Source organism: Rhodosalinus sp. K401 (assembly GCF_041365735.1).
In the GTDB taxonomy this organism is placed as follows: domain Bacteria; phylum Pseudomonadota; class Alphaproteobacteria; order Rhodobacterales; family Rhodobacteraceae; genus Rhodosalinus.
In genome coordinates this window covers 1-25,898 of the sequence record NZ_JBGFSI010000002.1, presented here as the reverse complement: position 1 = coordinate 25,898, position 25,898 = coordinate 1, and the positions used below count along the sequence as shown (strand labels likewise).

The following is a 25,898-nucleotide window of genomic DNA, read 5'->3' as shown; positions in this document are numbered from 1 at the left end:
GAAATTTCCCCTTGCAGCGCGCGGCGCGTTTGACTATCCCACGCCTCACCCAAGGATGCGGGCGTAGCTCAGGGGTAGAGCATTACCTTGCCAAGGTAAGGGTCGTGAGTTCGAATCTCATCGCCCGCTCCAATTTCAACAGATCGACACTTGCCGGACCGGCCGCGGGCCGCACCGCGTCGTGGAAGGATGCGCGCGGGGGCGATCCCCGGCCGAAGCGGGGCGCGGATCAGAACGCCTTGAAGGTCAGCGTGGTCAGCGACCGCTCTATCCCCTGGATATCGAGAAGGCGGTCGTTGATGTACTTGCCCACGTCCTCGCCCTCCGGGATGTAGAGCTTCATGAGCAGATCGTATTCCCCGCTGGTGGAATAGAGTTCGGAGTGGAGTTCGCGCAGCGCGATGTCCTCGGCGACGCGATAGGTGCTGCCGGGCTTGCAGCGGATCTGGATGAAGACGCAGGTGCTCATCGGGGCCTCTCCTGTGGGAGCGCCGAGGCTGGCACAGCCGCCACGCCGGCACAATCCCCGCCGGTCGGGGCCTTTCCGCCAGCCCCGCAGGAGCCTATAACCGCGCCACCCGAAACCCGAGGAGCCGCCCCATGCGCGAGGCCCGCATCAGCCGCACCACCGCCGAGACGGCGATCACCGCCCGCGTCGCGCTCGATGGCACGGGCACGCACGAGATCGCCACGGGCGTGGGCTTCTTCGACCACATGCTGGCGCAGCTCTCGCGGCATTCGCTGATCGACATCGACCTCTCGGCCGAGGGCGACCTGCACATCGACGACCACCACACGGTGGAGGATTGCGGGCTCGCGCTCGGCCAGGCGCTCGCCGAGGCGCTCGGCGAAAAGCGCGGCATCCGCCGCTACGGCGCCTTCACGCTGGTGATGGACGACGCGCGGGTGGAGGCGGCGCTCGACCTGTCGGGGCGGCCCTGGCTCGCCTGGGAGGTGGACTTCCCCACCCAGAAGATCGGCGCCTTCGACACCGAGCTCGTGCGCGAGTTCTTCCAGGCGCTGGCGAGCCGCGGCGGCATCACGCTCCACGTCTCCGCACGGGCAGGGATCAACAGCCACCACATCGCCGAGGCCGCCTTCAAGGCCGTGGCGCGGGCGCTGCGCCAGGCCGTGGAGCCCGATCCGCGGGCGGGCGAGGCGATCCCGTCCACCAAGGGCGCGCTCTGAGCCCATGACCACCGTCATCGTCGATTACGAGAGCGGCAACCTCCACTCGGCCGAGAAGGCGTTCCAGCGCATGGCCGCCGAGACGGGCGCGGGGGCTGTGATGGTCACCGCCGATCCCGAGACGGTCGCACGCGCCGAGCGCGTCGTGCTGCCGGGCGACGGCGCCTTCCCGGCCTGCCGCCGGGCGCTCTTCGAGCAGTCGGGATTGTTCGAGGCGATCGAGGAGGCGGCGATCACCCGCGGCCGGCCGTTCCTCGGCATCTGCATCGGGATGCAGATGATGGCCTCGCGCGGGCTCGAATACGAGGAGACGCCGGGCTTCGGCTGGATCCCCGGCACGGTGGCGCGCATCGCGCCCGCCAACCCCGCGCTCAAGGTGCCGCACATGGGCTGGAACGACCTCGTGATCGACACGCCCCACCCGGTGCTCGACGGGATCGGCACCGGCGATCACGCCTATTTCGTGCACTCCTACCACTTCGTGGCCGAAGCGCCGGCCCACCGTATCGCCCATGTCGACTACGCCGGCGAGGTGACCGCGATCGTGGGGCGCGACACGCTTTTCGGCACGCAGTTCCACCCGGAAAAGAGCGCAGCGACAGGGCTCCACCTCATCGCCAATTTCCTGCGCTGGCGGCCCTGAGGCGCGCCGCCCGGCTCAGTCCACCCGCGCCCAGGTCTGGCTCGCGCAGATGAGCCCGCCCGCCACGCAGCCGCGCAGCTTCAGCCGGTCCCCCGCGAGGTCGATCTTGCCGAGATAGACCTTGTCGTTGGAGGGCCGCCAGACCCGCCCCTCGTAGCGGCCGTCCCCTTGCGGCACCATGCCGCGGACGATCTGCCGCCCGATCGTGTCGGAGCGGTATTCGCCCTCTGCGTTGAAGGTGCGCGCGATGGTCCCGCAGATGGCGTCGCCGCAGGGCTGCATCCTCACATGGGCGAAGGCCCCGTCGTCGGGCTCCGTCTGCCAGGTGCCGAGCACCGGATCGGCGAGCGCCGCGCCGGCCCCGAGCAGGAACGCCGCGACGGCGGCGAGCATGCGTGTCATTCCTTTCCTCCCTTTTCGGTCCTCCCGGCCGGCATCCTGCGCGGCGCGCGCCCGGCCGATCAAGCGTGACCCCGCGTCGGCGGGCGCGCATTGCATTCGCCGCGCCGTCCGGGCAGAAGCGCCCCGACCCCGAGACGGAGCGCGCCCATGATCCTCTACCCCGCGATCGACCTGAAGGACGGCAAGGCGGTGCGCCTCCTGCGCGGCGAGATGGAGAAGGCGACGGTCTTCAACGACGACCCCGCCGCGCAGGCCCGCGCCTTCGTCGAGGCGGGCGCGGAGTGGCTGCACCTCGTGGACCTGAACGGCGCCTTCGCGGGGCGGCCGGTGAACGCGGGCGCCGTGGAGGCGATCCTCGCCGCCTGCCCCGGCATGCCCGCGCAGCTCGGCGGTGGCATCCGGGACATGGCGACGATCGAGCGCTGGCTGGGCGCGGGGCTCGCCCGGGTGATCCTCGGCACCGTCGCGGTGGAACAGCCCGAGTTGGTGCGCGAGGCCGCGCGGGCCTTCCCTGGCAAGGTCGCGGTGGGCATCGACGCGCGCGCGGGCCGGGTCGCGACGCGCGGATGGGCCGAGGAGACGGAGGTGGAGGCCACCGACCTCGCCCGCCGCTTCGAGGACGCCGGCGTGGCCGCGATCATCTACACCGACATCGACCGCGACGGGGCGATGGGCGGGCCCAACGTGGCGGCCACCGCGGCGCTCGCCCGCGCGGTCTCCATCCCGGTCATCGCGTCGGGGGGCGTGTCGTCGCTCGACGATCTCGTCGCGCTGCGCGACACCGGCGTGATCGCGGGGGCGATCTCGGGCCGCGCGCTTTATGACGGGAAGCTCGACCTGAAGGCGGCGCTCGCCGCACTCGCGGGCTGAGGCTATTCGGCCGCGGCCTTCGTGAACCTTTCGAGGGCGGCGGCCATCGCCCCGATCACCGGGGCATCGGGGTCGATCCCGTCGAAGCGGCCGAGCGCCGAGGCCGGCGGCTCATAGGCCAGCCAGACCCGGCCGTCGCGATCCTCGTAGACCAGCACCTTGAGCGGCAGGGCAAGCCCCGCCAGCCGGTCGGCCTCGATCGCCGGAGTGCCGACCTTGGGGCTGCCGAAGACGACGAGTTGCGAGGCGCCCACATCCGATCCGACGCTTCGGGCGCCCGCGCCGTGATCGACCCGCGCGAACACGGTCACGCCCGCCGCCTCGACCGCGGCGACGAAGGCGTCGGCCGTGGCCGCCACGCTCTTGTCGGCGGAAACGCGCGCGATGTCCTGCGCCAGCGATGGCAGCGGGGCCAGCGCCAATGCGAGCGCGGCGAGGGAAGTGCGAACCGGCATGGGGATCTCCTTTCCAGCGTTCTGCGCAGCGACAGTCCGGCACCCCGCCCGGCGCGGCCAGTCACGAATTCGTTGCTCACGCAGAGGTGAGTGCCGCCCTTGCCGTGGCGGGGTGGCGGGCGTATCACCCGGGTCATGCTCAAGACCCGCCTCATTCCCTGCCTCGACGTGGCCGACGGCCGCGTGGTGAAGGGCGTAAACTTCGTCGACCTGGTGGACGCGGGCGACCCGGTGGAGGCGGCGCGGGCCTACGACGCGGCGGGCGCAGACGAGATCTGCTTTCTCGACATCCACGCCACCCACGAGAATCGCGGCACCATGTTCGACGTGGTGCGCCGCACCGCCGAGCAGTGCTTCATCCCGCTCACCGTGGGCGGCGGCGTGAAAGGGCCCGAGGACGTGCGCGCGCTGCTGCTCGCCGGCGCCGACAAGGTGAGCCTCAACTCCGCCGCGGTGGCCGACCCCACGGTGGTGCGCCGCTGCGCCGACCGGTTCGGCAGCCAGTGCATCGTGGTGGCGATCGACGCCAAGCAGGTCGCGCCGGGCCGGTGGGAGATCTTCACCCATGGCGGGCGCCGCGCGACCGGGGTGGATGCGCTCGCCTTCGCCCGGCGGGTGGAATCGGAGGGCGCGGGAGAGATCCTGCTCACCTCGATGGATCGCGACGGCACCCGCGACGGCTTCGACCTCGCGCTCACCCGCGCCGTGGTGGCGGCGGTGGACGTGCCCGTGATCGCGAGCGGCGGCGTCGGCACGCTGGACCATCTGGTGGCGGGCGTCACCGAGGGCGGCGCGAGCGCGGTGCTCGCCGCGTCGATCTTCCATTTCGGCACCCATTCCATCGCCGAGGCCAAGGCGCACATGGCATCGGCCGGCATCCCCATGAGGCCCGCATGAACATTCTCGAGGCGCTCGACGCGCTGGTGGCCTCCCGCATGGGCGGCGATCCGGAGGAAAGCTGGACCGCGCGGCTCCTCGCCGCAGGGCCCGAGAAATGCGCCGAGAAGTTCGGCGAGGAGGCGGTGGAGGCCGTGATCGAGGCGGTGCGCGGCGACCGCGAGAGGCTGACCGCCGAGGCGGCCGACGTGCTCTTCCATCTGATCGTCATGCTGCGCGCCCGCGACGTGACGCTCGCCGAGGTGCTGGCGGAACTCGAGCGGCGCCAGGGCCGATCGGGGCTCGAGGAAAAGGCGGGGCGCGAAGGGTAGCCCCGCGCGGCTCAGAGCTTCGAGGAGATGACGCCGGTGGCGAAGCCGCCCATGCGAAGCTCGCCGAAGAGGCGCTGATACTCGATCTTGGGGCAGCGGTTCATCACAACGTCGACGCCCTGCGCCCGGGCCATGGCCGCGGCCTCCGGATGCGAGACGCCGATCTGCATCCAGATCGTCCGGAGCGCGGGCAGCACCGCCATCGCCTCCTCGACGATGGGCGGCACCGCCTCGGAGCGGCGGAAGATATCGACCATGTCGGCCTCGATGCCCGCCTCGGCGACCTCGGTGAGCGAGGCGCGCACCGTCTCGCCGTGAAGCGTCTTGCCGGCATGGCCGGGGTTCACGGGGATGACGCGAAAGCCCTTGAGCGCGAGGTAGCGCGCGACATAGGCGCTCGGGCGCACCGGGTTCGTCGAGATCCCGACCAACGCGATCACGCGGGTGCGGGTCAGGATCTCTCGGAGGACCGAGTCGGGATGGGTGTCGCTCATACCCGGAGCGTAGCGCCACAGGGGCGCACAAAAAAGCGCCCGGAGAAAATTCCGGGCGCCAGTGTCGGAACGAGGGACAGTGAAGTAAGACGCCGGTGTTCCGTACCGACGCCTTGATGTGTCATTTAGGCCGCGCCGGCGGACGTTTAAGGGCCCTCAACAACTTGTGAATTGCGCTCAGGCCACGAGCTTGGGCGCGGCGGCGGCGCCGATCTCCGACTCTTCGGTCGCCTCGGGGGCCTGCGCGTCGGCCTCCTCGACGAGCGCGCGGTGCAGCGCCTTCACCGCCGTGTCGGCGTCCTCGCGCGCCATGACGAACTGGATATCGACGTTGCGCGGCCCCTGGCTGACCGCGACGGGCGCCAGACCGGCCCGGTCGAGCGCGAGGAGCCCGCGGCCGAGCGCCCGGAGGCCGGAGATGTCGCGCCCGATGGCGGAGACCACCGCGAGCGCGCGGGTGGTGACCTCGGCCGAGGGGTGGACCCGCACGAGGTCGGCTTCCACGCGGCGCACGGATTTCAGCGAGGCGTCCACGTAATGCGTGATCGCGTTGGCGTTCGACGACTTCGCCACGATCCGCACCTTGTGCCGTGTGAGCGCCTCCAGGATGGACGCGTCGTAGCCTTTCACGCCCACCATGTCGGGTTCGAAGAGTTCGAGCGCGATCACCGGCAGCGAGGTCACGATCTCCACCGCCGGCGCCTCGGCCGGCGCCTCGTCGATCAGCGTGCCGGGATCGGCCGGGTCGAAGGCGTTGGTCACGCGCAGCGGGATACCCGCCTGGCGCAGGGTCTTGGCCGCCGACGGGTGGATCGCCTCCATCCCCATGTTGGAAAGCTGGTCGGCCACGTCGTAATTGGTGCGGCCGAGCTTGCGCACGTTCTCCAGCCCCACGAGCCGCGGATCGGCGGAAGAGAGGTGGAATTCCTTGTGGATGATCGCCTCTGCCGCACCGGTGGCCGCGGCGATGCGCGAGAAGGTGACCTCGGAATAGCCGCGGTCGTAATGCTTCATCAGCCCTTCGGAACACTGCGCGTAGCCCGTCACGACGGGAAGTTCCGTCGCGAGGTCGATATCCTCGAACCCCCGCGCGATCCGCTCTTCGAGCGAGACCTCGGCCTCGTCGCGCCAGCCGGAGAGGTCCACGAACCGCGCGTTGACGCCCGCGCGGCGCAGCAGAAGCGCGGTCGCCTGCGCCGAATGCGCCTCGCCCAGCCCCGAAAGCAGCTCGCGGATCAGCCCCATGTGCTGGTCCAGACGGAAATGCCCGTAGGAACAGAGTCGCTGAAGGTCGATCAGGCAGGAGCGCGCGCCCTCGATGCGCTCGCGCACGAAATCGTCGGCCTCCTGGATGTCGCCGGGGGCTTCCAGCACCTCGCGGTGCGCGACCTTCATCGCCTCGGCCACGCGGTTGAGGGCATCCGACCAGCCGTGATCGTTCTCGGCGTTGGCGAAAAGGGCATAGACGCCCGGCTCGCCGCTCTTCTTGTGCTCGAGCAGCAGATCCGTGATGCCGCCATAGGCGGAGACGACGAAAACGCGGTTGTAGGGGTCTGCACCGCCGTGGAGGAAAAGCGGCTCCAGAAGCTCGCGAGAGCGGCTCATGGAGGTGCCGCCGATCTTCTCGACGGTGTGGGCGTGGCGCTCGGTCATGGTTCTTGCCTTTTCGAGACCGCGACCGGGCGCGAGGCGCGCGCGGTCGCGGATCATTTCAGGTTTGCCTGCCGCCGGTTCGCGGCGGCCTTGCGCAGGGTCAGGCCTGTTCTTCCGCCGGGGCGTAGGAGCCGTCCTCGCGGTGCACCTCCTTGCCCGTGACCGGCGGGTTGAAGACGCAGGCCATCACGAGTTCCGCCTCGGGATCGGCGCGCACGGTGTGGCGGTCGTGCTTGTCGAGCGCGTACATCACGCCCGGCTTGATCGCGTGGGTCTCGCCGGTGGCCAGATCGGTGATCGCGCCGGTGCCCGACATGCAATAGACGCTTTCGAAATGGTGCTTGTATTCGAACGTGTGCTCGCTGCCGGCGTCGAGGAAGGTGATGTGGAAGGAAAATCCCATCCCGTCATCGGCCAGAAGCATGCGCACGCTCGTCCATTGCGCGTCGCTCACGGTCCTGTCACCGGTCTTCAGGTCTTCGAAATCACGAACGATCATTGTGTTACTCCGCCGCCATGGGTTTCGCCGTTTCCTCGCGGATCGCGGCCTCCAGGATGTCGAGGCCGCGGTCGAACACCGCGTCCTCGATGGTGAGCGGCGCCAGCACCTTCACCACCTCGTCGTCGGCCCCCGAGGTCTCGATCACCAGACCGTGGCGAAAGGCGCGGGCGCAGATCTCGCCGGCCAGCTCACCCGAGCCCACGTCGATGCCGCGCATCATGCCGCGCCCCTTCAGCCGGGCGCCCGGGATCATCGCGGCCATCTCGGTCAGACGCTTTTCCAGATGCGCGCCCTTGCGGGCAACCTCGGTCTCGAAGGCGTCGTCGGCCCAGAACTTCTCCAGCGCCACGCGGGCGGTGACGAAGGCATGGGTGTTGCCGCGGAAGGTGCCGTTGTGCTCGGCCGGCTTCCAGATGTCGTGCTCGGGCCTGACGAGGGTGAGCGCGAAAGGCAGCCCGAAACCCGACAGCGACTTCGCGAGCGTGATCATGTCCGGCTCGATGTCCATGCCGTCGGTGGCGAAGAAGCCTCCGGCACGGCCGATGCCCGACTGGATGTCGTCGACGATAAGCAGGATGCCGTGCTTGCGCGCCAGCGTCTCGAGCCCCTTGAGCCACGCGGCCGAGGCGGCGTTCAGACCGCCCTCGCCCTGCACCGGCTCCACCACGAAGGCGGCGGGCAGGTCGGCCCCGCTCGACGAGTTTTCGATCATCGCCTCGATCACGGGAAGCGTATCGACATCCTCGCCCAGAGCGCCGTCATAGGGCAGATGGGTCACGTTGCCGAGCGGCTGGCCCGCGCCCGCGCGCTTGCCGCGGTTGCCGGTCAGCGCGAGCGCGCCCAGCGTCATGCCGTGGAACCCGTTGGTGAAGGCCACGACCTCGGTCCGGCCCGTCACCTTGCGGGCGAGCTTGATCGCGGCCTCGACGGCGTTGGTGCCGGTGGGCCCGGTCATCATCACCTTGTGGTCCATGCCGCGCGGGGCGAGCACGATGCGTTCGAACGCCTCGAGGAAGGCCGCCTTCTCGCGCGAATACATGTCGAGCCCGTGGGCGATGCCGTCCGAGGTGACGTGATCGACCAGCGCGGCCTTCATGTCCGGATCGTTGTGACCGTAGTTGAGCGACGAGCACCCGGCCAGGAAGTCGATGTAGTCCCGGCCCTCGGTGTCGGTCAGGATCGCCCCCTTCGCGGAGGCGAACACCGTGTCGAAGCTGCGGCAATAGCTGCGCACCTGCGACTCGCGTCGGTGGAAAATGGCTTTGTCGGCTGACATGTCAGCGGTCATGAGGATATCCTCGCTTTGAAATTCTGGAATGTGCGGGTGATGGGGACGGCCGTCAGGCCGCGCGGCCCATCGCCGCGGGCAGCTTGATCGTCACCATGTGTTCGGTGGCGTGGGCGCCCTGGAAGTGGGTGTCCTGCGCATAGTGCGCCTGCGCGTCGAGCTCTGCACCCTGCTTGCTTGCGAAACGCTTGAAGAGCGCCCAGCTCGCATCGTTGTCGCGGGTGATCGTGGTCTGGATGCGCGTCACGTCCCGCGCTTCCTCGCGCGAGAGCAGATGCGTCAGCATGCGTCCGGCGAGGCCCTCGCCGCGCGCCGCTTCGGAAACGGCCACCTGCCAGACGAAGAGCGTCTCGGGGTCGTTGGGCAGCACGTAGGCGGAGATCCAGCCCAGAAGCGCGCCGTCGCGCTCTGCCACCACGCAGGTGTCACGGAAGTGGTCGCACTGGATCAGGTTGCAGTACATCGAATTCTCGTCGAGCGGCTTGCAGGCCGACACGAGTTGCCAGACCGCGGCACCGTCCTGCGGCATCGGCTTCCGAAAAGCGATTGCGCCGGGGCGGCGCATGTCGATCGAGCGGATCTGGTTCACGGGACTGCTTCCTCTCTTGCTGCGTTGCCGGAAGATATACGCATCACGCAAAGAAAATCAACTAGGCTAAACAAATCACGGCATGTGACGTCTAAAATATTGTTTTTCTGGTATTTATACCTTTGCATGGCTTCGCTACCGGATGGCGACGGCGCCTTTTTCCTTGGAATCCTGCCGCGCTTTCCTTAATTAGACTAACTAATGATATCTTGTCCGACCGGACGGAGGCTGACACAGTCATGACATTTCACCAGCCGATGGGCCCCGACGTGGACCGCACAGACACGAGCCTGATCGCCTTGCGCCGCATCCTGCGCGCGACCGAACTGTACGGCCGGGAGCTTGCCCGCGTCGCGGGCCTTACCCCCGTGCAGATCCGCGTCCTGCAGATCGTCTCGGCACATGGCGTCGTCACGCCGAAACAGATCTCGGCGCAGATGGGGGTGAGCCAGGCGACGATCTCGACCCTGCTCGACCGCCTCGCCGCCAAGGGCATGGTCCGGCGCGAACGCTCGGAGACCGACCGCAGGCAGACCAACGTGGAACTGACGGAAAACGGGCGCGACGTGATCGGGCGCGCGCCCGACGCGCTTCAGCAGCAATACGTGAAGGCCTTCGAGGCGCTCGAGGACTGGGAGCAGGCGATGATCGTGGCCTCGCTCGAGCGCGTGGCCTCGATGCTGAACGCCGCCGACCTCGACGCCGCCCCGGTCCTCGATCACGGAGAGATCCGGCGCGGGTCGAGCACCCACTGAAGGCGCCCTGCCCTTCCCGGCGCGGGATCGCCCGCGCATCGCGGCCCACTGTGAAAGCCCGCCTTCGCCGCCGGTCGCCGAGACCGGAACATCGCCGCCGGCCGGCGCGTGCCCAGGTCGCGCGCTCAGCGTGCGGCCGCCATCGTCCCGCGAAACCGGCTGAGGGCGAGGGCGAGGAAAACGCCGCCGATGCAGGCGACGGCCAGGAGTTCCTTCCACACAAGAAGCAGTCCGGCATCGCGGTAAAGGACCGCCTCGGCGAAACTCGTGAAATGCGTGGCGGGCGACAGCTGCATCAGGTTGCGCAGCAGGTCGGGCATCGCCTCCAGCGGCGTCACCCCGCCCGAGAGCAGGTAGAGAACGACGAAGACAGGGATCGCGAGCAGCCCGAATTGCGGCATCGTGGTCGCGAAGGTCGCCAGCATGATCCCGAGCGACGTGACCGCGAAGAGATAGACGGCGGCGCCGACGGCGAAGACGGGGATCGACCCCGGCACCGGAATGCCCATCAGCCCCTCGACCACAACAAGAAGCGAAAGCACCGCCGCGGCGACGATCACCAGCCCGTTGGCCCAGATCTTGGCCAGCATGATCTCCAGCGCGGTGACCGGCATCACCATCAGGTGCTCGATCGTGCCGTGCTCGCGCTCCCGGATCACGGCGGCGCCCGACAGCACCACCGACAGGATGGTGACGTTGCCGATCACCTGCATCACCGCGAAGAACCATTGCGACTGCAGGTTCGGGTTGAACCGCGCCCGCGGCACGAGGCTCGCCGGAAGGGCGGTGCCGGCGTCGTCGCCCGACAGGAAGACGGCCAGTTCGTCCTGGACGATCCGCTGGATGTAGGCCGTGCCGTTGCCCGCCAGCGTCATCGCGGTCGCATCGACGTTCAGTTGCAGCGAGGGCTGGCGCCCGGCCAGCACGTCGGCCTCGAACCGCGCGGGCACGTGCAGCACGAAGCTGTAGCGCCCCGTATCGAGCGCCTGCTCCATCTCGGAGATCCCGATGAGGTCGGCGTCGCGGAACTGCGGCGGCAGGAAAGCCCCGCGGATACGGCCCGACAGGGTCGACCTGTCCTCGTCGACCACGGCGATCGCGGCGTTGCGCACCTCCGTCTGCACGCCGTGCGCCACGGCGTAGACCGCCGCGGTGAAGGTGTAGACCACCAGCGCCATCAGGACCGGGTCCCGGAACAGGCTCCACAGTTCCTTGAGGCCGAGGCGGAAGATGTTGCGAAGAGCGCGCATCGCCTCAAGCCTCCTGCTTTTTCAGCAGCAACGCCGCAAGCGCCCAGAACAGCACGCAGAACCCTGCGAGGGCAAGGTGGTTGAGCCAGAGATCACCGGCCCCGAGCCCCTTGTTGAACACGCCGGTGCTGATCCGCTGGAAGTAGAACGGCGGAAAGGACTGCCCGATCGTCCGGGTCAGCGGGTCCAGCGTCGAGACGGGGTAGAGCATCCCCGAGAAATTGACCGTCGGGATGATGACGATGATCGCGCTGCCGAAGATCGCGGCGATCTGGCTGCGCACGAAGGTCGAGATCACCAGCCCGAAGGCCGTCGCCGCCACCGTGTAGAGCAGGGCGCCCAGGACCAGCGCCGGCAGGCTGCCCTCGATCCGCAATCCGAACACCGCAAGAAGCATGCCCACGAGGATCACGAAGCTGATCATGGCCACGGCGACATAGGGGGCCTGCTTGCCGATCAGGAATTCCAGCTTCCGGACCGGGGCCGCGTAGAGATTGGTGATCGAACCGAGCTCCTTTTCGCGCACGATGCCCAGCGCCGTCATCATCGTCGGGATCATGATCAGCATCATCATCAGCACCCCCGGCGGGATGGCGTAATCGGAGGAAAAGCTCTGATTGTAGCGAAAGCGCGGCTCGATGGCCGCGGGATAAAGCGTGGGCACACGCCCGGTTTCGATCTGCGCAAGTTCGCTCAGGAACCCCGCGAAGGCGGCCTCGGCGTAACGCCGCGCGCTTTCGGCGCGCACCGTGTTCGACCCGTCGAGCCACAGCGCCACCTCGGGGTCGTCGCCGCCCAGCAGGTCGCGGCCGAAGTCGGGCGGGATGACCAGCGCCATGGTGATCTCGCCCCGCCGCAGCAGGGCGTCCATCCCGGCGGGCGTGTCCAGTTCGGCCTGCTCGAGGAAATACCGCGAACCCGAGAACTGGCGCCCCAGCATGCGGCTTTCGGCGCTTCGGTCCTGGTCGACGACGGCGTAGTTGATGTCCTCGACGTCGAAGGAGATGCCGAAGCCTACGGCGATCATGAGGATGACCGGCCCCAGCAGGGCGAAGGCCAGCCGGATCGGGTCGCGCCCGAGCTCCATCGCCTCGCGCCGGGCGACGGCCCAGGACCGCGCCATGGAGAAGAGGCCGCGCCGGTGCCCGGCGCCTGTCCGCTCCGAACCCGGATCCGGCGCCTGCTCGGGCGTGGCGTCGTCGGCGGCCTCCTCGAGATAGGCGATGAACGCCTCTTCCAGGCTCTCGGCGTCACGGCGGTCGCGCAGGTCGCCGGGCGGGCCGACCGCCAGAACCTCTCCCGCATGCATCAGCGAGATCCGGTCGCAGCGCTCGGCCTCGTTCATGAAATGGGTCGAGATGAAGATCGTCACCCCGTCGTCCCGCGACAGCGCGATCAGCAACTCCCAGAAACGGTCCCGCGCCACCGGATCGACGCCGGAGGTGGGCTCATCCAGGATCAGCATCTCGGGCTCATGCAGCACGGCGACGGCGAGTTGCAGGCGCTGGCGCACGCCGAGCGGCAGGTTCGCGGGGCGGCTGCCGGCGACGTCCCCGAGGTCGAACCGCTCCAGCAGCTCGGCCACCCGCTCGCGCTGCCGCGCGGCGCTCAGCTGGAACAGCTGCGCGTGCAGCACGAGGTTCTGCCGCACCGAGAGTTCCGCGTAAAGCGAGAAGGATTGCGACATGTAGCCGACCCGCCGCCGCGTCGCGAGGTCTGAGCTGTCGACCGGCTTTCCGAAAAGTTCCGCGTGGCCCTCCGTCGGCTCCAGCAGGCCCGTGAGCATCTTCATGGTCGTGGTCTTGCCGCAGCCGTTCGAGCCCAGAAAGCCGAAGATCTCGCCCTTCTCGATGCGAAAGCTGACATCGTTGACGGCGGTGAAGTCACCGAACCGCTTGGTCAGGCCCTCGGCCTCGATCGCGACGGAGCGGTCGCCTTCGGGGCGCGGCGGCAGGTGCACCTCGCCATGGCCCTCGCGCTTTTCCGGCGGCAGGAAGGCGATGAACGCCTTTTCCAGCGTGTCGGCCCCGGCCTCGCCGCGCAACTCGTCCGGCGTTCCGGTGGCCAGCACCCGGCCCGCATCCATCGCCACCAGCCGGTCGAAGCGTTCCGCCTCCGACATGTAGGCGGTCGACGTGACCAGCGTCATCTCCGGACGACGCTCGCGCAGCCGGTCGATCAGTTCCCAGAACTGCTTGCGCGACAGCGGATCGACGCCGGTCGTGGGTTCGTCGAGGATGAGCAGGTCGGGGGCGTGCATCAGCGCGCAGCACAGCGAGAGCTTCTGCTTCATGCCCCCCGAAAGCTTGCCCGCCGGGCGGCCGGAAAACGGCGCGAGCCCGGTGCTTTCCAGCAGCTCCGCGATGCGCGCCTCTCGTTCGCAAGCCCCCTGTCCGAAGAGCCGCCCGAAGAAATCGACATTCTCGTGGACCGACAGCGTGGGATAGAGGTTCTGTCCCAGCCCCTGCGGCATGTAGGCGATGCGCGAGAAACTCTCCGAGCGGCGCGCGGCGCAGGCCATGTCGCCGCCCAGCACCTCGACGCGGCCCTGCTGGATCCGGCGCACCCCGGCCAGCAGCCCCAGCAGGGTCGATTTTCCCACCCCGTCGGGCCCGATCAGCCCGACCATGCGCCCTTCGGAGAAGCTCAGGCTGACATCGTCCAGCGCCGTGATCGCGCCGTAGCGATGGCTGAGACCGGTGAGTTCCGCGACGACCGGCTCAGCGGGCATCGGGCAGGCGGACGGTCAGCTCTTCGGGCCAGGACGCGGACGGATCGACCCGAACATGCGCCACGCCCGGCACCCCGGTCTTCACCACATCCTGGTAGTCGGCGAGGATTTCCGGCGGGATGCGGAGCTTGACGCGGAACATCAGGGTCTCGCGCTCTTCCTCCGTCTCGACGTATTTGGGCGTGAACTGCGCCTCGCCCGCGACGAAACTGACGCTCGCGGGGATGACGTATTCGGGGGCCGCGTCCAGCACCAGCCGCGCCTCGGCACCGTAGGCCAGGCGGCCCGCGGCACCTGTCGGCAGATACACGGTCATCACCACATCGGTCAGGTCGATCAGCGTCAGCACCCGCGTGCCCGCGCCCAGAACCTCGCCCGGCTCGGCCAGGCGGTATTGCACGCGCCCGGCCCGCGGCGCGTGAAGCGCGTAATCCTCGAGATCGGCGCGCAACCGGTCGACGGTGGCCTGCGCCGCCTCGACCTGGGCTTCGGCGGCCGCGATGCCGGCCTTCGCCGAGGTCACGGCCGCGGCGGCGGACTCCTTTTCGGACAGGCGAAGATCGATGCGTTCCTCCGGCGCGAAGCCGCGTTCGCCCAGTTCGCGCGCGCGGAACAGTTCCTTTTCCGCGAAAACGAGGGCGCTTTTGCGTTCCTCGAGGACCGCGCGGCGCTCCGCCAGCGTCTGGCGGGCCGAACTCACCTGCGCTTCCGCCTCGCGAAGCTGCGCCCTGATATGCGCATCGTCGAGGCGCGCCAGGATCTGCCCGGCCTCGACCCGGTCGCCCTCGCTCACGAGGATTTCGGCAAGACGTCCCGCGAACTTGGTCGCGACGTCGACGCGCCCGGCTTCGATGCGGCCGTTGGCCTTAGCGAAGCCGGGCGGCAGGTCGTTACCGTCCCTCAAGACCGCGTACCAGAGCGCCGCCCCGGAGAGAGCCAGCACGAGCGCCGCGATCAGGAATCTTGTCGAGCCGGACATGGGTCGCCCTCTGCCTCACCCTTCTGGCGGCAGGCCCCGCCGCCGCGCCACACGCACGCAGGTTCTGAATGCTGCACATGCATAACAAATTGGCAACGGAAAAGCACGGCGTCTTGACGGGGCCGCGCGGCCGGGATGATCGGCGAGCGATCGGACCGACCTCCCGCGGCCTTCCCGGTCGTCTGGTCCAGGCCGAGGGGATGTCGCGGGAGGGTCGGAGCGCAGGCGCCGGCGCGATGTGGCCTACAGGAACACCGTGACGGTTCCCGGCACCAGCGCCACGATGACCAGCACGATCAGCATCACCGCGATGAAGGGCAGCGTCGCGCCGAAAACCTGCTCCACCGTCACGGACGGATCGTTCAGCGTGTTGTGTACGGTGAAGACGGATATGCCGAACGGTGGCGTCAGCAGGCCGATCTCGACCGCGATGACGGTCACGATGCCGAAATGCATCAGGTCGATCCCAAGGCCCTGGGCGATGGGCGCCGCGATCGGCACCATGATCAGCAGGATCGAGGTGCTGTCGAGGATCATCCCCATCAGCAGGATGATGAGCGCGTAGAAGAAGAGGAACTCCAAGGGCCCGAAGCCGGAGTCGGTCACGAGCCCCGAGATCGCGTTGGGCAGCCCGGCGATGGCCAGCATGCGCGAATAGAAGGACGCGGCGATCAGGAGAAGCAGGATGGACACGGAGATGACGCCGGTCTGCTTCATCACCTTCCAGAGCCTTTTCCGATCGAGGCTGCGCCGTGACAGCGCCACGAGAAGCGCGCCGAACGCCCCGACCCCGCCGGCTTCGGTCGGCGTGAAGAAGCCCGTGTAAAGGCCCCCCAGAACCAGGATCACGAGCAGGACGATCGGGACGAGCTTGCGCAGCATCTCGCCCGCGGGCATCGGGGTATGGTCCCGGTCGAGGCGCCGCGCCTTCGTGTCCTCGGGATCGATCAGCACGAATTTCGGAAAGGCGATCGTGATGGCGATCAACATGGCGACGAAACCGCCCGCCAGCATGAAGCCCGGCACGATGCCCGCTATGAACATGCCGCCGATCGAAACCTCGGCCAGCACCCCGTAGATGATCAGCAGGAGGCTCGGCGGAATGAGCATGCCCAGCACGGACGAGCCCGCGACCGTTCCCGCGGAAAAGGCCGGGCGGTAGCCGTGGCGCGTCATCTCGGGCACCGCGACCCGGGTAAAGACCGCCGCGGACGCGATGGAAACGCCGGTGACGGCCGCGAAGATGGTGTTGGCCGCGACGGTCGCGACCCCGAGCCCGCAGATCATCCGGCGCAGCAACTCCTCCGCCACCTCGAACGTGTCGCGCCCGACATTCGAGACGCTGACGAGCAGGCCCATCAGCACGAAAAGCGGGATCGTGGCGAAGAGGTAATCGGCGATCCCGGAATAGGCGGTCAGCTCGAGCATGCGGAACGCCAGCCCGATATTGTCGCGGATCAGCCAGATGCCGACGAAGGCCACCCCGAAGAGCGCGTAGGCGATCTGCAGGCCCATCAGCACCAGGGCCACCAGAACGGCGATCAGGACGAAACCGAAGGCGAGCGTGGTCATGCCGGTCTTCGCATCATTCGAATTTCCTCGCTCGCGCGGTAGAGCGCGGAGAGCACCGCCACGGCCGATCCGACCACGGTGATCAGGCGGAACGGCCAGGTGGGGATCGTCCAGACGCCCTGAACGCCGAAGAATTCGGCCGACGCCCAGCTTTCGACGAGTTTCGGCCAGGACGGCCAGAGGATGAGCGCGAAGACCACGGCCCCGGCGATGCAGAAGAACGTCTCCAGCAGGCAGAGGACGCGCGGCGACACGCGCTCGATCCGGCGCAGCAGGAAATCGGCGCGCGTGAGGCGCTTTTGCAGGATCGCCGCAGGCACCTGAAGGAACACGATCGCGACCACCGCGCGGGCGGCGATCTCGGAAACGCCGGTGACGGGCGCGTCCAGAAAATTCCGCCCGATCACGTCCGCCACGATAAGAAGCATCAGCGCGCCGATCGCGGCGGTCCCGATCGCCGACAGCGTCGCCGCGATCGTGGCCAGCACGGCGCCGACCGGCGCGTCGGAAAAGGCCGGAACGAAGCCGTCGTCGTCTTCCAGCCCGGCCGCGTCGTCATTGCTCATTGCCACGATCCCGCCGTCCATGACGGATGCGCCCGGCGCGGTGCGACGGGCGGCATCGCCTTGTCAGTGCTTGCCTTCAGGCGATCAGAGACCTTCGTCCCAGTCCCGCAGCGGCGTTGCGCCGCGTTCGCGCAACGCGTCGAAATAGGCCTTGAGCACGATCCTGCCGTCCTCGCCGGTCTGCTCCAGCCACGGCTCCACGATGTTCGGCAGGCCGTTCACCCACTTGGCCTTCTCCTCGTCGGGCAGCTGGTGAATGGTCAGCCCGGCCTCCTGCATCTCGTCGATCGCCGTCGCGGCAAGATCGGCCACATAATCCCCATGCGCCACCGAGGTGGCCTGCGCGGCCTCTCGCATCGCCTGCTGCACCTCTTCCGGCAGGGCGTCGAAGAAATCCTCGTTGGCCGCGATGCCGCCGAAATACATCGACCCGATGCCCACGCGCGTCAGCTCTGGCGCGACTTCGTAGACCCGGGTCGGGCGGATGCCCGAGGCGAAGGACAGGGTTCCCTCGGTCACGCCGGTCTGGATGTTCGTGTAATAGGTGGTCAGCGCCCCGTCGACCGGCGTGGCCCCCGTCTCGCGCAGCCAGTTCGCCGAGGTGCCCGGCGCGTTCAGCTTGCGGTTCTGAAGATCCTCCATCAAGGTCACGGGGAAGGTCGCGTAGATGTCGTAGCTGTCGGTGATGAGCGAGCTGAGATGCACCATGCCGTTCTCGGACCAGCTGTTCTTCAGCGCCGGAAGGTTTTCCGACAGATCGTCGAAGATCTCGATGATCATGCGGTGATCTTCGGTGGCGAAGGGGGTGAAGTAGGTCACGTTCTGAAGCGGCATGTTGGCCCCTTCCCAGACCGTGCCGACCATGCCCACGTCGACGATGCCGTCCATCACCGCCTCGCGGGTGTCGGTGAACTTGTAGAGCGTGCCGGCGTAGCTCTCGACCCAGTTGACCTGATAGTCGTTGCCGTTCTCGGCGAGGATGCGGTTCACCTCGGGCTGGAACGTGTTCTTCATCGCGTAGACCCAGATGTTCTGTTCCGGGTGCGAAGAGCCGATGTTGACGGTGATCTGCTGTTGGGCAAAGGCCGCGCCGCTCGTCAGTATGGCCGTGGCCGTCGCGAATGCCGTGATCTTCATGCGTTTCCTCCCTTTGTCGGGGCGCCTCCCGCGCCCCTGGTTCAGTCGTTGATCTTGCCCAGCGCGCGCAGGATGCGTTCCGGCGTGAAGGGCATTTCGGTGACCTCGGCGCCAAGCGGGCGCAAGGCGTCGTTGATCGCGTTCATCACCGCGGCAGGGGCCCCGGCAGTGCCGGCCTCTCCGGCCCCCTTCGCCCCAAGCTCGCTTTCCGCGGTGGGCGTCTCCACGTGACCGACGATCATGTCGGGCATCTCGGCGGCCATGGGCACGAGGTAGTCGGCCATCGAGCCGTTCAGCAGCTGCCCGTCCTCGTCGTAGTGGATTTCCTCGAAAAGCGCGCCCCCGAGGCCCTGCACGATCCCGCCCCGGATCTGCTCGTCGACGAGCTGCGGATTGATGATCCGGCCGCAATCCTCCACGCACCAGTGCTTCAGCAATGTCACGACACCGGTATCCGTGTCCACCTCCAGATAGGAGGCCTGGACGCCGTTGGTGAAGGCGAAGGGATAGTCCATGGTGATGAAGTGCCGGGTCTGGACCAGTTCGCGCGGCAGGCCCTTGGGCAGCGTGTCGCCACGGAAGTAGACGATGCGGCCCAGCTCCTCGAGCGGCATCCGCGTCTCGCCGGTATCGGCGTCGACCACCTGGCCGTCGCGGATGTCGAGCCTGCCCTCGTCGGACTGCAGCATCGCCGCCGCCACCTCGAGGATCGAGCCGCGCAACGCGCGTCCCGCCTGAAGCGCGGCTTCGCCGCCGATCCCCGCCCCGCGCGACGCCCAGGTGCCGCCGCCATAGGGCGTGACCTGGGTGTCGCCCGTGATGATCCGGACCTTGTCGGGCGTGACGCCCACGCTTTCGGCGACGATCTGCGACAGCATCGCCTCCGTGCCCTGGCCCTGTTCCGTCACGCCCGACAGCGCCACGACCGAGCCGTCGGGATCCATGCGGACGGTGCAGCCGTCCTGCGCGGAGATGCGCGCGCCGCCGATCCCGTACATGAACGGAGAGGGGTTCGTCAGCTCGATGAAGGACGCGATGCCGATGCCGCGATGCTTGCCCTGCTTGCGTGCCGCTTCCTGATCGGCGCGCAGCGCGTCGTAGTCCATCAGCTCCATCAGCCGGTCCATCGAGGCGTGATGCGACAGCCCCTCGAACTTCATCTTCGCGGGCGACGTGACGGGATAGGCGTCGTCCGCGTACATGTTCCGGCGGCGGATCTCGACCGGATCCATCCCGATGGCGGCGGCGGCCATGTCCACCAGCCCTTCGGTGATCGCCACGGCGATCGGGTGGCCGACGGCCCGGTACTGGCAGGTCGGCGTCTTGTTCTGGAACACGACCGTGGTCCGCGCCCTGTAATTGGCGAAGTCGTAGGGGCCCCCGCACAGGTTCACGACCTGGTTGCCCTCGATGGCCGAGGTGCGCGGATAGACCGAGTAGGGCCCGATCCCGGTCCAGTCGTCGACGTCGATGGCGAGGATCTTGCCCTCCGCGTCCACGGCGATCCGTGCCTCGATCTCGTGATCGCGGGCATGGATGTCGGTGGTGAAACTTTCCAGCCGGTCGGCGATGAACTTGACCGGACGCGCCAGGACCTTCGCGATGGCGGCGGTGGCCATCTCGTCGGGATAGACATGGACCTTGATCCCGTAGGATCCGCCCACGTCTCCGCAGACCACCCGGACGCGGCCCTCGGGGATTCCCAGATGCTCCGCGAACACCGTCTGCATCATGTGCGGGGCCTGCGTCGCGTGATAGGCCGTCAGCTGCTCCTCGGCCGGGTTCCAGTCGACGAGGATCGAGCGCGGCTCCAGGGTCACCCCGGTATGGCGCGCGGTGCGGAAGCGGGCCGACACCACCTTGTGCGCCGCTTCCATGGCCGCGTCGACGTCGCCTTCCTCGTGCAGCCGCCGGAAGGCAAGATTGTCGCCGAGGTCGGGATGGATCACCGGCGTGTCGTCATCCAGCGCGGTCATCGTGTCGGTGACGACCGGAAGCGGATCGTAGTCCACATCGACGAGCGCCGCGCCTTCCTCGGCCGCGGCGCGCGTGGTGCCGACGACGGCCGCCACCGGCTCGCCCACCCAGCAGGCCCGGTCCACGGCCATGGCGTGCTGCGGCGGCGATTTCAGGCCCTTGAGATGCGCGAGCACCGCGACCCAGGGCGTGCAGACATCGGCAAGGTCGGCCCCGGTGAAGACCCGCAGAACGCCCTTCACCGCTTTCGCCGCCTCGGCGTCCAGGCCGCTGATCCGGGCATGGGCCACCGGCGATCGGACGAAGGCCACATGCACCATCCGCGGCAGCACGATATCGTCGACATACCGCCCGCGCCCCTGCACGAGCTTTTCCGCGTTGGGGCGCGGAACGGTCTTGCCGATATAGGAATTGGGCCGATCGGGGTTTCCGAACTGGATGGTCATGCGGCATCCTTTCCAGCGCGCGCCCGCGCCACGCTTTCGACCGCGTCGATGATCGCCTCGTAGCCGGTGCAGCGGCAGTAGTTCCCCGACAGGTGCTCGCGGATCGCCGCCCGTGTGGGCACATCGCCTCGTGCCAGCAGGTCCTCGGCCGCGACGATCATGCCCGGCGTGCAGAAGCCGCACTGCAACGCGTTTCGCGCCACGAAGGCCTGCTGCAGATCCGCGCTCGTTCCCTGATCGGTCAGCCCCTCCACCGTCCAGACCTCGGCGCCGTCGGCCTGCGCGGCGAGCATCAGGCAGCCGCGCACGGCCTCTCCGTCGACGCGAAGGGTGCACGCGCCGCAGACGCCGTGCTCGCAGGAGGCGTGCGCCCCGTTCAGCCCGAGGTCGAGCCGCAGGAAATCCACCAGGTGCTGGCCCGCCGGAACGCGCGCCTCGACCGGCTCTCCGTTCACCGTGAGTTCGATGTCGACCTTGTTCGAGAATGCCGCCGTCATGCCTTCTGTTCCTCGATCCGTGCCAAGGCCCTGCGCAGCAGAACCCCTGCAAGATGTCTGCGATAGGACGCGCTCGCCTGCGTGTCCGAGGGCGGGTCGAGCGCCTCGACGAGCGCCGCCACCGCGCCGTCGAGGTCGCCCCCGTCAAGCGCGGCCATGGCGTCCCGCGCCAGAAGCGGCGTCGGCCCGGCCGAGAACACCGTCACGCGGTGCCCCTCCGCCCGCCTGACCAGGCACAGCCCCGTCAGCGCGTAGTCGCCCGACCGCCGCGCGACCTCTTCGAGAAGCTGCACCTCACCCGGCTCCGCCTTCGGCACGGAGATCGCCGTCAGGATCTCGTCCTCGGCGAGCGCCGTGGTGAAGACGTCCTCGAAGAACGCCTCGGCCGGGATCTCTCGCGCGCCGCCCTTGCCCTCGACATGGATCGTCGCGCCCAGCGCGACGGCACAGGCGGGAAACTCCGCGGCCGGATCGGCATGCGCCAGCGCGCCCCCGATCGTGCCGCGGTTGCGGATGGCGGCATGGGCGATGTAGCCCACCGCCTCCGCCAGCAGCGGCGCGTGCGCCGAAATCAGCGGATCGGCCCCGACCGCGGCGTGGCGGGTCAGCGCACCGATGCGCAGCGTGTCCGCCTCTTCGGTGACGCCCTGCAGACCGGCGATGCGGGAGATGTCGATCAGCATGTCGCCTTCCGACAGGCGCATGTTCATCGCCGCGATCAGGCTCTGCCCGCCCGCCAGGATCCGCCCCGCGCCGTCCGACGCCGCCAGCAGGTCGAGCGCGTGCGGCACGTCCCTGGCCCGGGCATATCCGCCCGCCGATGCCTTCATCCGGTAATCCTCCCCATCCGCGTCCCGCGCCGGTCGCCGGCGTTATTGATCGGATGCTCACCCTTGTTGATCGCATGATCTTTAAAAAGATGCGCGTTTCAAGGAAAAAGTGTTTAAAGGGGCGGGCTGGCAGGATCATGGGTGCCGGGTTGGACAGCGAAAACATACATTCCATCGAAGGCGTGGCGCGCCGGCGCATGCCCCCCGAGGAGCGTCGCAAGCAGATCGTGGCCGAGGCCGTGCGCTTCTTCGCCGAGGTCGGCCTCGAGGGAAACACACGCCAGCTCGCCAGGCGGCTCGGGGTGACGCAATCTCTACTTTTCAACTACTTCCCGACGAAGCACGACCTCCTCGAAGCGGTCTATGAAAAGGTCTACCTCGACCGGCTGTCGCCGGACTGGCCGGACCGCCTCACGGATCGCTCCGTGCCGCTGCGGCAGCGGCTGCTCGCGTTCTACACGGAATACAGCGCCCTCATCTTCGAGCGCGACTGGATGCGGATTTTCATGTTCTCCGGTCTGGCCGGGGCGGCGCTCAACCACCGCTATCTCGAGCATCTGGGCGAGGTGATTCTCCGCCCGGTCCTCGACGAGACCGAGGCGCTGGCGCGCGGCGGCGCGCGGCCGAGCATGGAGGATATCTGGAACCTGCATGGCGGCATCGTCTATATCGGGATCAGGACGCACATCTACGGGATGAACGGCCCCGAGGACCCCGAGGACGCGATCGCCAAGGCGATCGACAAATACCTGCTCTATTTCGGGATCGGGCCCGGCGACTGACGCCGCGGCGGCGCGGGGATCGGGCGCAGGTCACCGCAGCCCGGCCCGTCCCGCGGGCGGCGCGCGCCACTGCCGGACCGGACCGTCGCCACGCCCGAGGCGCGCCGGCGACCGTTCACCCGGAAAACGCCACGGTTTCCCGCCGGTGCCGGCCTTCGGTCAACTCGTCCACGATGAACGCCGCGAGGTCGCCGCGCGAGACCTGCTGCCTGCCGATGGCGCCCTCCGTGCTGGCCGTCCATCGGCCGCTCTCCCCCGCGTCGGTCAGCGCGACCGGCTGCACGATCAGGAAGTCGGGATCGGCCTTCTTCAGCAAGGTTTCCTGCCGCTCCTTGTCGGCCATGAGATCCTCCATGAACAGGCGCAGGTAGAGGCGATGATACCAGGGCGCGGTCTCGCGCGTGTCGCCGACGCCGAAGGCGCTCACCACGACGATACGGGGCGGCGCGTCCGACGGCATCGCGGCCAGGATGTTCCGCGTGCCGATTTCGCAGACGCGGCTCGAGGCGGCGCGGCGCCGTCCGGGCAACCAGTCGAACGGTTTCGGCCGGTCCCCCAGGCTGATCACGATCGCATCGTGCCCCGCCAGCGCGCGCGCCACGTCGTCCGCGCATGTCGCGTCGCCCGCGACGACGGTCAGGCGCGGTGCGGCCTCCATGCGCGAGGGATCGCGCACGAAGGCCGTCACCTCGTGCCCCGCGTCGAGGGCGCGCGCCACGACGGCCCGGCCCGATCCGCCCGTTGCTCCGAAGACGAGGATGTTCATGTCCGTCCACCCAGTGCGTGTTCCTTTCCCGGAGCGCGCCGTTCCTCACGCGGTGAGGATCGCGATCAGGATGGCGATCAGCACCGTGTTGATGATGTGCAGCACCTGCTCGATGTTCTGCAACGTGGCATGACGCTTTCGCGCGAACCACATCGTCGGGCTGTCGTCGTCCGCGAAGCGCGCCGTTTCGGCCCGGTCCGCGCGCCGCTTGGATCGGAACTCCAGCACGTTCAGCAACAGCAGCACGGCGACCGCGCCGAGAATCAAGGTTGGCCGCACCCAGTCTTCCATGATTGGCATGTCCTTTGCTTCTTCCCGTCGGGCCACGCATCCGCGGTCCGACGCGCCCACGGCGACCCAGTCTAGCAGACTGCCCCAGAACTGGCGAAGCGCAAGCAGGTCGCGCCGCCCTAGGCTGCGGGGAGTCGCGTCCAGTTGGTCCGAGCGGATGGTCCCGTCGCCGGATAGCGCGGTTCGTCGCCCGGGGCCAGCGGCGCGGGCTTGCCGATGCGTCTTGGTCGAGGAGCCGGTGCGGACGTCTCTCCATCGCCGTCCGCCGCGCGCGTCCGACTTTCAGTCACCGCGGGAGTCCGGACTCGTCTGCCGCCCGGCCGTGCCGCAGGCCGCGGTCGCCCTCCCGCCGCTCACGCCGCCCTGTCGTCCGGGCGGATGCCGGAGATCGCCTGGATCAGGTTGTCCTCCGTCACCTCGTCCGAGGTGAAGGTCCGGATCAGCTCGCCGTGATACATCGCCACGATCCGGTCCGAGACATGGAGCACCTCCGGCATCTCCGAGGAGATCACCATCACCGCGTAGCCCTGCCCCGCGAGATCGCGGATGAGCTTGTGGATCTCCGACTTGGAGCCCACGTCGATCCCCCGCGTCGGCTCGTCCACGATCAGAAGCGTCGGATGCATCGACAGCCACTTGCCGATCACGATCTTCTGCTGGTTGCCGCCCGACAGGTTGCCGACGAGCTGGCGCCAGCCCGGCGTGCGGATGTCGAGCCGGTCGCGGTACTGATCGAAGATCGCGACCTCCGCGCCTTCGGCCACGAAGGGTCCGGCCTTCAGGTCGTTCACCTGCGGCAAGGTCATGTTGTCCCGGCAGTTCATGCCGAGCACCAGCCCCTGCCCCTTGCGGTCCTCGGGCACGAGGCTGATGCCCCGCGCGATGGCGTCGGCGGGCGAATGCAGCCGGACCTCCTCTCCCTCCAGAAGGATCTGCCCGGCGGAGGGGGCGCGCAGGCCGAAAAGCGTCTCGGCGATCTCGGTGCGGCCGGCGCCGACGAGCCCGTAGAACCCCACCACCTCGCCGCGGCGGATCTCGAAGCTCACGTCGCGGTAGAGATCCCCGCAGGAAAGGCCCCTGACCTCCAGCGCCACGTCGCCCGGCTCGGCATGGTTTTCGTTGCGCGACAGGTCGAGCGCGCGGCCGATCATCAGCTGCGTCACCTCGTCCTCGTTCGTCTCCGCCGTCACGAGCGTGCCGCGATACTGCCCGTCGCGCAGCACGCTGATCCGGTCGGTGATCCTGAAGATCTCCTCCATGCGGTGGGAGATGTAGATGATCCCCACGCCCTGGCGCTTGAGGTCCTCGATCACCTCGAAGAGCACCACCTTCTCGGCGTCGGTCAGCGAGGCGGTCGGCTCGTCGAAGATCACCGCCTTGGCGTCCACAGTCAGGGCGCGGGCGATCTCCACCATCTGCTGGTTCGCGATGGAGAGCGTGCCGACCACGGTGCGCGCGTCGAAGCCCACCTTGAGCTGGGCGAGGATCTCGTCGGTGCGGGCGTAGAGCGTCTTCCAGTCCACGCGGCCGAAGGATTTCCGCGGAAGCTCGCCCAGATAGATGTTCTCGGCCACGGTGAGTTCCTCGGCGAGGCTCAGTTCCTGGTGGATGAAGACGATGCCCTTGGCCTTCGCCTCCAGCGGGTTCGCCATCACCACGGGCGCCTCGCCCACGAGGATGCGGCCCTCGTTCGGCTGGTGGATGCCGCCCAGGACCTTCATCAGGGTGCTCTTGCCGGCCCCGTTCTCGCCCATGAGCGCATGGACCTCGCCCGGGATGACCTCGAACGACACCCCGTCGAGCGCGCGCACGCCCGGGAAGGTCTTCACGATGTTCTCGAGCCGGAGCGCCGGTGTCTTGTCGGTCATATCCGCAGGGCCTCCTTGCCCCTCACGTTGAGCTGACGGTCGAGGAAGAGCACCGCGATCAGGATGAGGCCGATCACGAGGTTCACCGTCTCGGTGTCCGCGCCGATATGGTTGAGCCCGCGGCGCAGGATCTGGATCGCCAGCACGCCGCCGAGCGTC

The 25,898-nt window shown here is 68.4% G+C and carries 27 protein-coding genes, 1 tRNA gene and 1 pseudogene; 8 read left to right on the top strand and 21 right to left on the bottom strand.

What is annotated here, in order from left to right; genetic code table 11:
* Positions 1-57: 57 nt before the first annotated feature.
* Positions 58-132: transfer RNA gene (locus tag AB6A66_RS02610), tRNA-Gly, on the top strand.
* Positions 133-229: 97 nt separating this feature from the next.
* Here AB6A66_RS02610 and AB6A66_RS02605 read toward each other — a convergent pair.
* Positions 230-469, bottom strand: coding sequence for an Lrp/AsnC ligand binding domain-containing protein (locus AB6A66_RS02605; protein WP_371054683.1), 240 nt, complete (start codon positions 467-469; stop codon positions 230-232).
* A gap of 131 nt (positions 470-600) precedes the next feature.
* Between AB6A66_RS02605 and hisB the strand changes: the two genes are divergently transcribed.
* Together hisB and hisH are read left to right on the top strand one after the other, a co-directional pair.
* On the top strand, positions 601-1,188 hold the full coding sequence (gene hisB, locus AB6A66_RS02600) for an imidazoleglycerol-phosphate dehydratase HisB (RefSeq protein ID WP_371054682.1): 588 nt from the start codon (positions 601-603) through the stop codon (positions 1,186-1,188).
* A gap of 4 nt (positions 1,189-1,192) precedes the next feature.
* Positions 1,193-1,831, top strand: coding sequence for an imidazole glycerol phosphate synthase subunit HisH (hisH, locus tag AB6A66_RS02595; RefSeq protein ID WP_371036755.1), 639 nt, complete (start codon positions 1,193-1,195; stop codon positions 1,829-1,831).
* Positions 1,832-1,846: 15 nt separating this feature from the next.
* On the opposite strand, the gene AB6A66_RS02590 is transcribed toward hisH, so the two are convergent.
* Positions 1,847-2,233, bottom strand: coding sequence for a DUF2147 domain-containing protein (locus AB6A66_RS02590; protein ID WP_371054681.1), 387 nt, complete (start codon positions 2,231-2,233; stop codon positions 1,847-1,849).
* 147 nt (positions 2,234-2,380) lie between these two features.
* Here AB6A66_RS02590 and hisA point away from each other — a divergent pair, with 147 nt between their 5' ends.
* A complete protein-coding gene (gene hisA / locus AB6A66_RS02585; RefSeq protein ID WP_371054680.1) occupies positions 2,381-3,103 on the top strand; it encodes a 1-(5-phosphoribosyl)-5-[(5-phosphoribosylamino)methylideneamino]imidazole-4-carboxamide isomerase in 723 nt (240 codons plus the stop codon).
* A 2-nt stretch (positions 3,104-3,105) separates the two neighbouring features.
* Here hisA and AB6A66_RS02580 read toward each other — a convergent pair whose 3' ends face one another.
* Positions 3,106-3,558: a DUF302 domain-containing protein gene (locus AB6A66_RS02580; protein ID WP_371054679.1), complete on the bottom strand. Its 453-nt coding sequence runs from the start codon at positions 3,556-3,558 to the stop codon at positions 3,106-3,108.
* 135 nt (positions 3,559-3,693) lie between these two features.
* Here AB6A66_RS02580 and hisF point away from each other — a divergent pair, with 135 nt between their 5' ends.
* Entirely contained in the window at positions 3,694-4,455 is a 762-nt protein-coding gene (gene hisF, locus AB6A66_RS02575) for an imidazole glycerol phosphate synthase subunit HisF (protein ID WP_371054678.1), read from the top strand.
* Complete coding sequence (locus tag AB6A66_RS02570; RefSeq protein ID WP_371036760.1) at positions 4,452-4,766, top strand: phosphoribosyl-ATP diphosphatase; 315 nt, start codon at positions 4,452-4,454, stop codon at positions 4,764-4,766. The genes hisF and AB6A66_RS02570 overlap by 4 nt, the downstream gene beginning before the upstream one ends.
* A gap of 11 nt (positions 4,767-4,777) precedes the next feature.
* On the opposite strand, the gene AB6A66_RS02565 is transcribed toward AB6A66_RS02570, so the two are convergent.
* The 5 genes from AB6A66_RS02565 to ectA form a co-directional block, all read right to left on the bottom strand.
* Positions 4,778-5,260 carry a CoA-binding protein gene (locus AB6A66_RS02565; RefSeq protein ID WP_371054677.1) on the bottom strand — a complete coding sequence of 161 codons (483 nt, stop codon included), beginning with the start codon at positions 5,258-5,260 and terminating at the stop codon, positions 4,778-4,780.
* A gap of 177 nt (positions 5,261-5,437) precedes the next feature.
* Positions 5,438-6,913, bottom strand: coding sequence for an aspartate kinase (locus tag AB6A66_RS02560; protein ID WP_371054676.1), 1,476 nt, complete (start codon positions 6,911-6,913; stop codon positions 5,438-5,440).
* A gap of 100 nt (positions 6,914-7,013) precedes the next feature.
* Positions 7,014-7,412, bottom strand: coding sequence for an ectoine synthase (locus AB6A66_RS02555; RefSeq protein WP_371036763.1), 399 nt, complete (start codon positions 7,410-7,412; stop codon positions 7,014-7,016).
* A gap of 4 nt (positions 7,413-7,416) precedes the next feature.
* Positions 7,417-8,703, bottom strand: coding sequence for a diaminobutyrate--2-oxoglutarate transaminase (gene ectB, locus AB6A66_RS02550; RefSeq protein WP_371054675.1), 1,287 nt, complete (start codon positions 8,701-8,703; stop codon positions 7,417-7,419).
* Between the two features lie 52 nt (positions 8,704-8,755).
* Complete coding sequence (ectA, locus tag AB6A66_RS02545) at positions 8,756-9,268, bottom strand: diaminobutyrate acetyltransferase (RefSeq protein WP_371054934.1); 513 nt, start codon at positions 9,266-9,268, stop codon at positions 8,756-8,758.
* 263 nt (positions 9,269-9,531) lie between these two features.
* Here ectA and AB6A66_RS02540 point away from each other — a divergent pair, with 263 nt between their 5' ends.
* Complete coding sequence (locus AB6A66_RS02540) at positions 9,532-10,047, top strand: MarR family winged helix-turn-helix transcriptional regulator (protein ID WP_371036765.1); 516 nt, start codon at positions 9,532-9,534, stop codon at positions 10,045-10,047.
* Between the two features lie 125 nt (positions 10,048-10,172).
* Here the strand turns inward: AB6A66_RS02540 and AB6A66_RS02535 are convergent, their stop codons facing one another.
* From AB6A66_RS02535 to AB6A66_RS02495, 9 genes are all read right to left on the bottom strand, one after another.
* On the bottom strand, positions 10,173-11,297 hold the full coding sequence (locus AB6A66_RS02535) for an ABC transporter permease (RefSeq protein ID WP_371036766.1): 1,125 nt from the start codon (positions 11,295-11,297) through the stop codon (positions 10,173-10,175).
* Positions 11,298-11,301: 4 nt separating this feature from the next.
* Positions 11,302-14,028, bottom strand: a complete 2,727-nt coding sequence (gene rbbA / locus AB6A66_RS02530) for a ribosome-associated ATPase/putative transporter RbbA (protein ID WP_371054674.1) — start codon at positions 14,026-14,028, stop codon at positions 11,302-11,304.
* The gene (locus AB6A66_RS02525) at positions 14,018-15,007 is read right to left on the bottom strand and encodes an HlyD family secretion protein (RefSeq protein WP_371054673.1); all 990 of its coding nucleotides are present in this window, start codon (positions 15,005-15,007) and stop codon (positions 14,018-14,020) included. Before AB6A66_RS02525 ends, rbbA begins: the two co-directional genes overlap by 11 nt.
* Positions 15,008-15,250: 243 nt before the next feature.
* Positions 15,251-16,579 carry a TRAP transporter large permease gene (locus tag AB6A66_RS02520; protein ID WP_371054672.1) on the bottom strand — a complete coding sequence of 443 codons (1,329 nt, stop codon included), beginning with the start codon at positions 16,577-16,579 and terminating at the stop codon, positions 15,251-15,253.
* Positions 16,576-17,145 carry a TRAP transporter small permease subunit gene (locus AB6A66_RS02515; protein ID WP_371054671.1) on the bottom strand — a complete coding sequence of 190 codons (570 nt, stop codon included), beginning with the start codon at positions 17,143-17,145 and terminating at the stop codon, positions 16,576-16,578. Before AB6A66_RS02515 ends, AB6A66_RS02520 begins: the two co-directional genes overlap by 4 nt.
* An 84-nt stretch (positions 17,146-17,229) precedes the next feature.
* Entirely contained in the window at positions 17,230-18,282 is a 1,053-nt protein-coding gene (locus AB6A66_RS02510) for a C4-dicarboxylate TRAP transporter substrate-binding protein (RefSeq protein WP_371054670.1), read from the bottom strand.
* Between the two features lie 41 nt (positions 18,283-18,323).
* Positions 18,324-20,705 (bottom strand): xanthine dehydrogenase family protein molybdopterin-binding subunit, encoded by a 2,382-nt coding sequence (locus tag AB6A66_RS02505; protein ID WP_371054669.1) that lies wholly within the window; start codon positions 20,703-20,705, stop codon positions 18,324-18,326.
* Entirely contained in the window at positions 20,702-21,202 is a 501-nt protein-coding gene (locus AB6A66_RS02500) for a (2Fe-2S)-binding protein (RefSeq protein WP_371036773.1), read from the bottom strand. Before AB6A66_RS02500 ends, AB6A66_RS02505 begins: the two co-directional genes overlap by 4 nt.
* Complete coding sequence (locus tag AB6A66_RS02495) at positions 21,199-22,032, bottom strand: xanthine dehydrogenase family protein subunit M (RefSeq protein WP_371036774.1); 834 nt, start codon at positions 22,030-22,032, stop codon at positions 21,199-21,201. Before AB6A66_RS02495 ends, AB6A66_RS02500 begins: the two co-directional genes overlap by 4 nt.
* 149 nt (positions 22,033-22,181) lie before the next feature.
* Here AB6A66_RS02495 and AB6A66_RS02490 point away from each other — a divergent pair, with 149 nt between their 5' ends.
* Positions 22,182-22,814 carry a TetR/AcrR family transcriptional regulator gene (locus AB6A66_RS02490; RefSeq protein WP_371054668.1) on the top strand — a complete coding sequence of 211 codons (633 nt, stop codon included), beginning with the start codon at positions 22,182-22,184 and terminating at the stop codon, positions 22,812-22,814.
* Between the two features lie 115 nt (positions 22,815-22,929).
* On the opposite strand, the gene AB6A66_RS02485 is transcribed toward AB6A66_RS02490, so the two are convergent.
* The 4 genes and pseudogenes from AB6A66_RS02485 to AB6A66_RS02470 all read right to left on the bottom strand — a co-directional run.
* Complete coding sequence (locus AB6A66_RS02485; RefSeq protein ID WP_371054667.1) at positions 22,930-23,580, bottom strand: NAD(P)-dependent oxidoreductase; 651 nt, start codon at positions 23,578-23,580, stop codon at positions 22,930-22,932.
* Positions 23,581-23,625: 45 nt separating this feature from the next.
* Complete coding sequence (locus AB6A66_RS02480) at positions 23,626-23,871, bottom strand: hypothetical protein (RefSeq protein WP_371054666.1); 246 nt, start codon at positions 23,869-23,871, stop codon at positions 23,626-23,628.
* Positions 23,872-24,224: 353 nt separating this feature from the next.
* Positions 24,225-25,739: a sugar ABC transporter ATP-binding protein gene (locus tag AB6A66_RS02475; protein ID WP_371054665.1), complete on the bottom strand. Its 1,515-nt coding sequence runs from the start codon at positions 25,737-25,739 to the stop codon at positions 24,225-24,227.
* Positions 25,736-25,898 (bottom strand): annotated as a pseudogene (locus AB6A66_RS02470) (ABC transporter permease); the annotation flags it as partial. The pseudogene AB6A66_RS02470 and the gene AB6A66_RS02475, both read right to left, overlap by 4 nt.

Bases quoted from the DNA above. Each gene is read 5' to 3' on its own strand.
- AB6A66_RS02495 (WP_371036774.1), bottom strand. From the start codon at position 22,032: ATGAAGGCATCGGCGGGCGGATATGCCCGGGCCAGGGACGTGCCGCAC.
- AB6A66_RS02480 (WP_371054666.1), bottom strand. From the start codon at position 23,871: ATGGAAGACTGGGTGCGGCCAACCTTGATTCTCGGCGCGGTCGCCGTG.
- AB6A66_RS02580 (WP_371054679.1), bottom strand. From the start codon at position 3,558: ATGCCGGTTCGCACTTCCCTCGCCGCGCTCGCATTGGCGCTGGCCCCG.
- AB6A66_RS02525 (WP_371054673.1), bottom strand. From the start codon at position 15,007: ATGTCCGGCTCGACAAGATTCCTGATCGCGGCGCTCGTGCTGGCTCTC.
- ectB (WP_371054675.1), bottom strand. From the start codon at position 8,703: ATGACCGCTGACATGTCAGCCGACAAAGCCATTTTCCACCGACGCGAG.
- AB6A66_RS02475 (WP_371054665.1), bottom strand. From the start codon at position 25,739: ATGACCGACAAGACACCGGCGCTCCGGCTCGAGAACATCGTGAAGACC.
- AB6A66_RS02590 (WP_371054681.1), bottom strand. From the start codon at position 2,233: ATGACACGCATGCTCGCCGCCGTCGCGGCGTTCCTGCTCGGGGCCGGC.
- AB6A66_RS02570 (WP_371036760.1), top strand. From the start codon at position 4,452: ATGAACATTCTCGAGGCGCTCGACGCGCTGGTGGCCTCCCGCATGGGC.
- AB6A66_RS02555 (WP_371036763.1), bottom strand. From the start codon at position 7,412: ATGATCGTTCGTGATTTCGAAGACCTGAAGACCGGTGACAGGACCGTG.
- rbbA (WP_371054674.1), bottom strand. From the start codon at position 14,028: ATGCCCGCTGAGCCGGTCGTCGCGGAACTCACCGGTCTCAGCCATCGC.
- AB6A66_RS02605 (WP_371054683.1), bottom strand. From the start codon at position 469: ATGAGCACCTGCGTCTTCATCCAGATCCGCTGCAAGCCCGGCAGCACC.
- hisB (WP_371054682.1), top strand. From the start codon at position 601: ATGCGCGAGGCCCGCATCAGCCGCACCACCGCCGAGACGGCGATCACC.
- AB6A66_RS02565 (WP_371054677.1), bottom strand. From the start codon at position 5,260: ATGAGCGACACCCATCCCGACTCGGTCCTCCGAGAGATCCTGACCCGC.
- AB6A66_RS02520 (WP_371054672.1), bottom strand. From the start codon at position 16,579: ATGACCACGCTCGCCTTCGGTTTCGTCCTGATCGCCGTTCTGGTGGCC.
- AB6A66_RS02505 (WP_371054669.1), bottom strand. From the start codon at position 20,705: ATGACCATCCAGTTCGGAAACCCCGATCGGCCCAATTCCTATATCGGC.
- AB6A66_RS02485 (WP_371054667.1), bottom strand. From the start codon at position 23,580: ATGAACATCCTCGTCTTCGGAGCAACGGGCGGATCGGGCCGGGCCGTC.
- hisF (WP_371054678.1), top strand. From the start codon at position 3,694: ATGCTCAAGACCCGCCTCATTCCCTGCCTCGACGTGGCCGACGGCCGC.
- AB6A66_RS02500 (WP_371036773.1), bottom strand. From the start codon at position 21,202: ATGACGGCGGCATTCTCGAACAAGGTCGACATCGAACTCACGGTGAAC.
- AB6A66_RS02560 (WP_371054676.1), bottom strand. From the start codon at position 6,913: ATGACCGAGCGCCACGCCCACACCGTCGAGAAGATCGGCGGCACCTCC.
- hisH (WP_371036755.1), top strand. From the start codon at position 1,193: ATGACCACCGTCATCGTCGATTACGAGAGCGGCAACCTCCACTCGGCC.
- AB6A66_RS02535 (WP_371036766.1), bottom strand. From the start codon at position 11,297: ATGCGCGCTCTTCGCAACATCTTCCGCCTCGGCCTCAAGGAACTGTGG.
- AB6A66_RS02515 (WP_371054671.1), bottom strand. From the start codon at position 17,145: ATGAGCAATGACGACGCGGCCGGGCTGGAAGACGACGACGGCTTCGTT.
- ectA (WP_371054934.1), bottom strand. From the start codon at position 9,268: ATGCGCCGCCCCGGCGCAATCGCTTTTCGGAAGCCGATGCCGCAGGAC.
- AB6A66_RS02540 (WP_371036765.1), top strand. From the start codon at position 9,532: ATGACATTTCACCAGCCGATGGGCCCCGACGTGGACCGCACAGACACG.
- AB6A66_RS02510 (WP_371054670.1), bottom strand. From the start codon at position 18,282: ATGAAGATCACGGCATTCGCGACGGCCACGGCCATACTGACGAGCGGC.
- hisA (WP_371054680.1), top strand. From the start codon at position 2,381: ATGATCCTCTACCCCGCGATCGACCTGAAGGACGGCAAGGCGGTGCGC.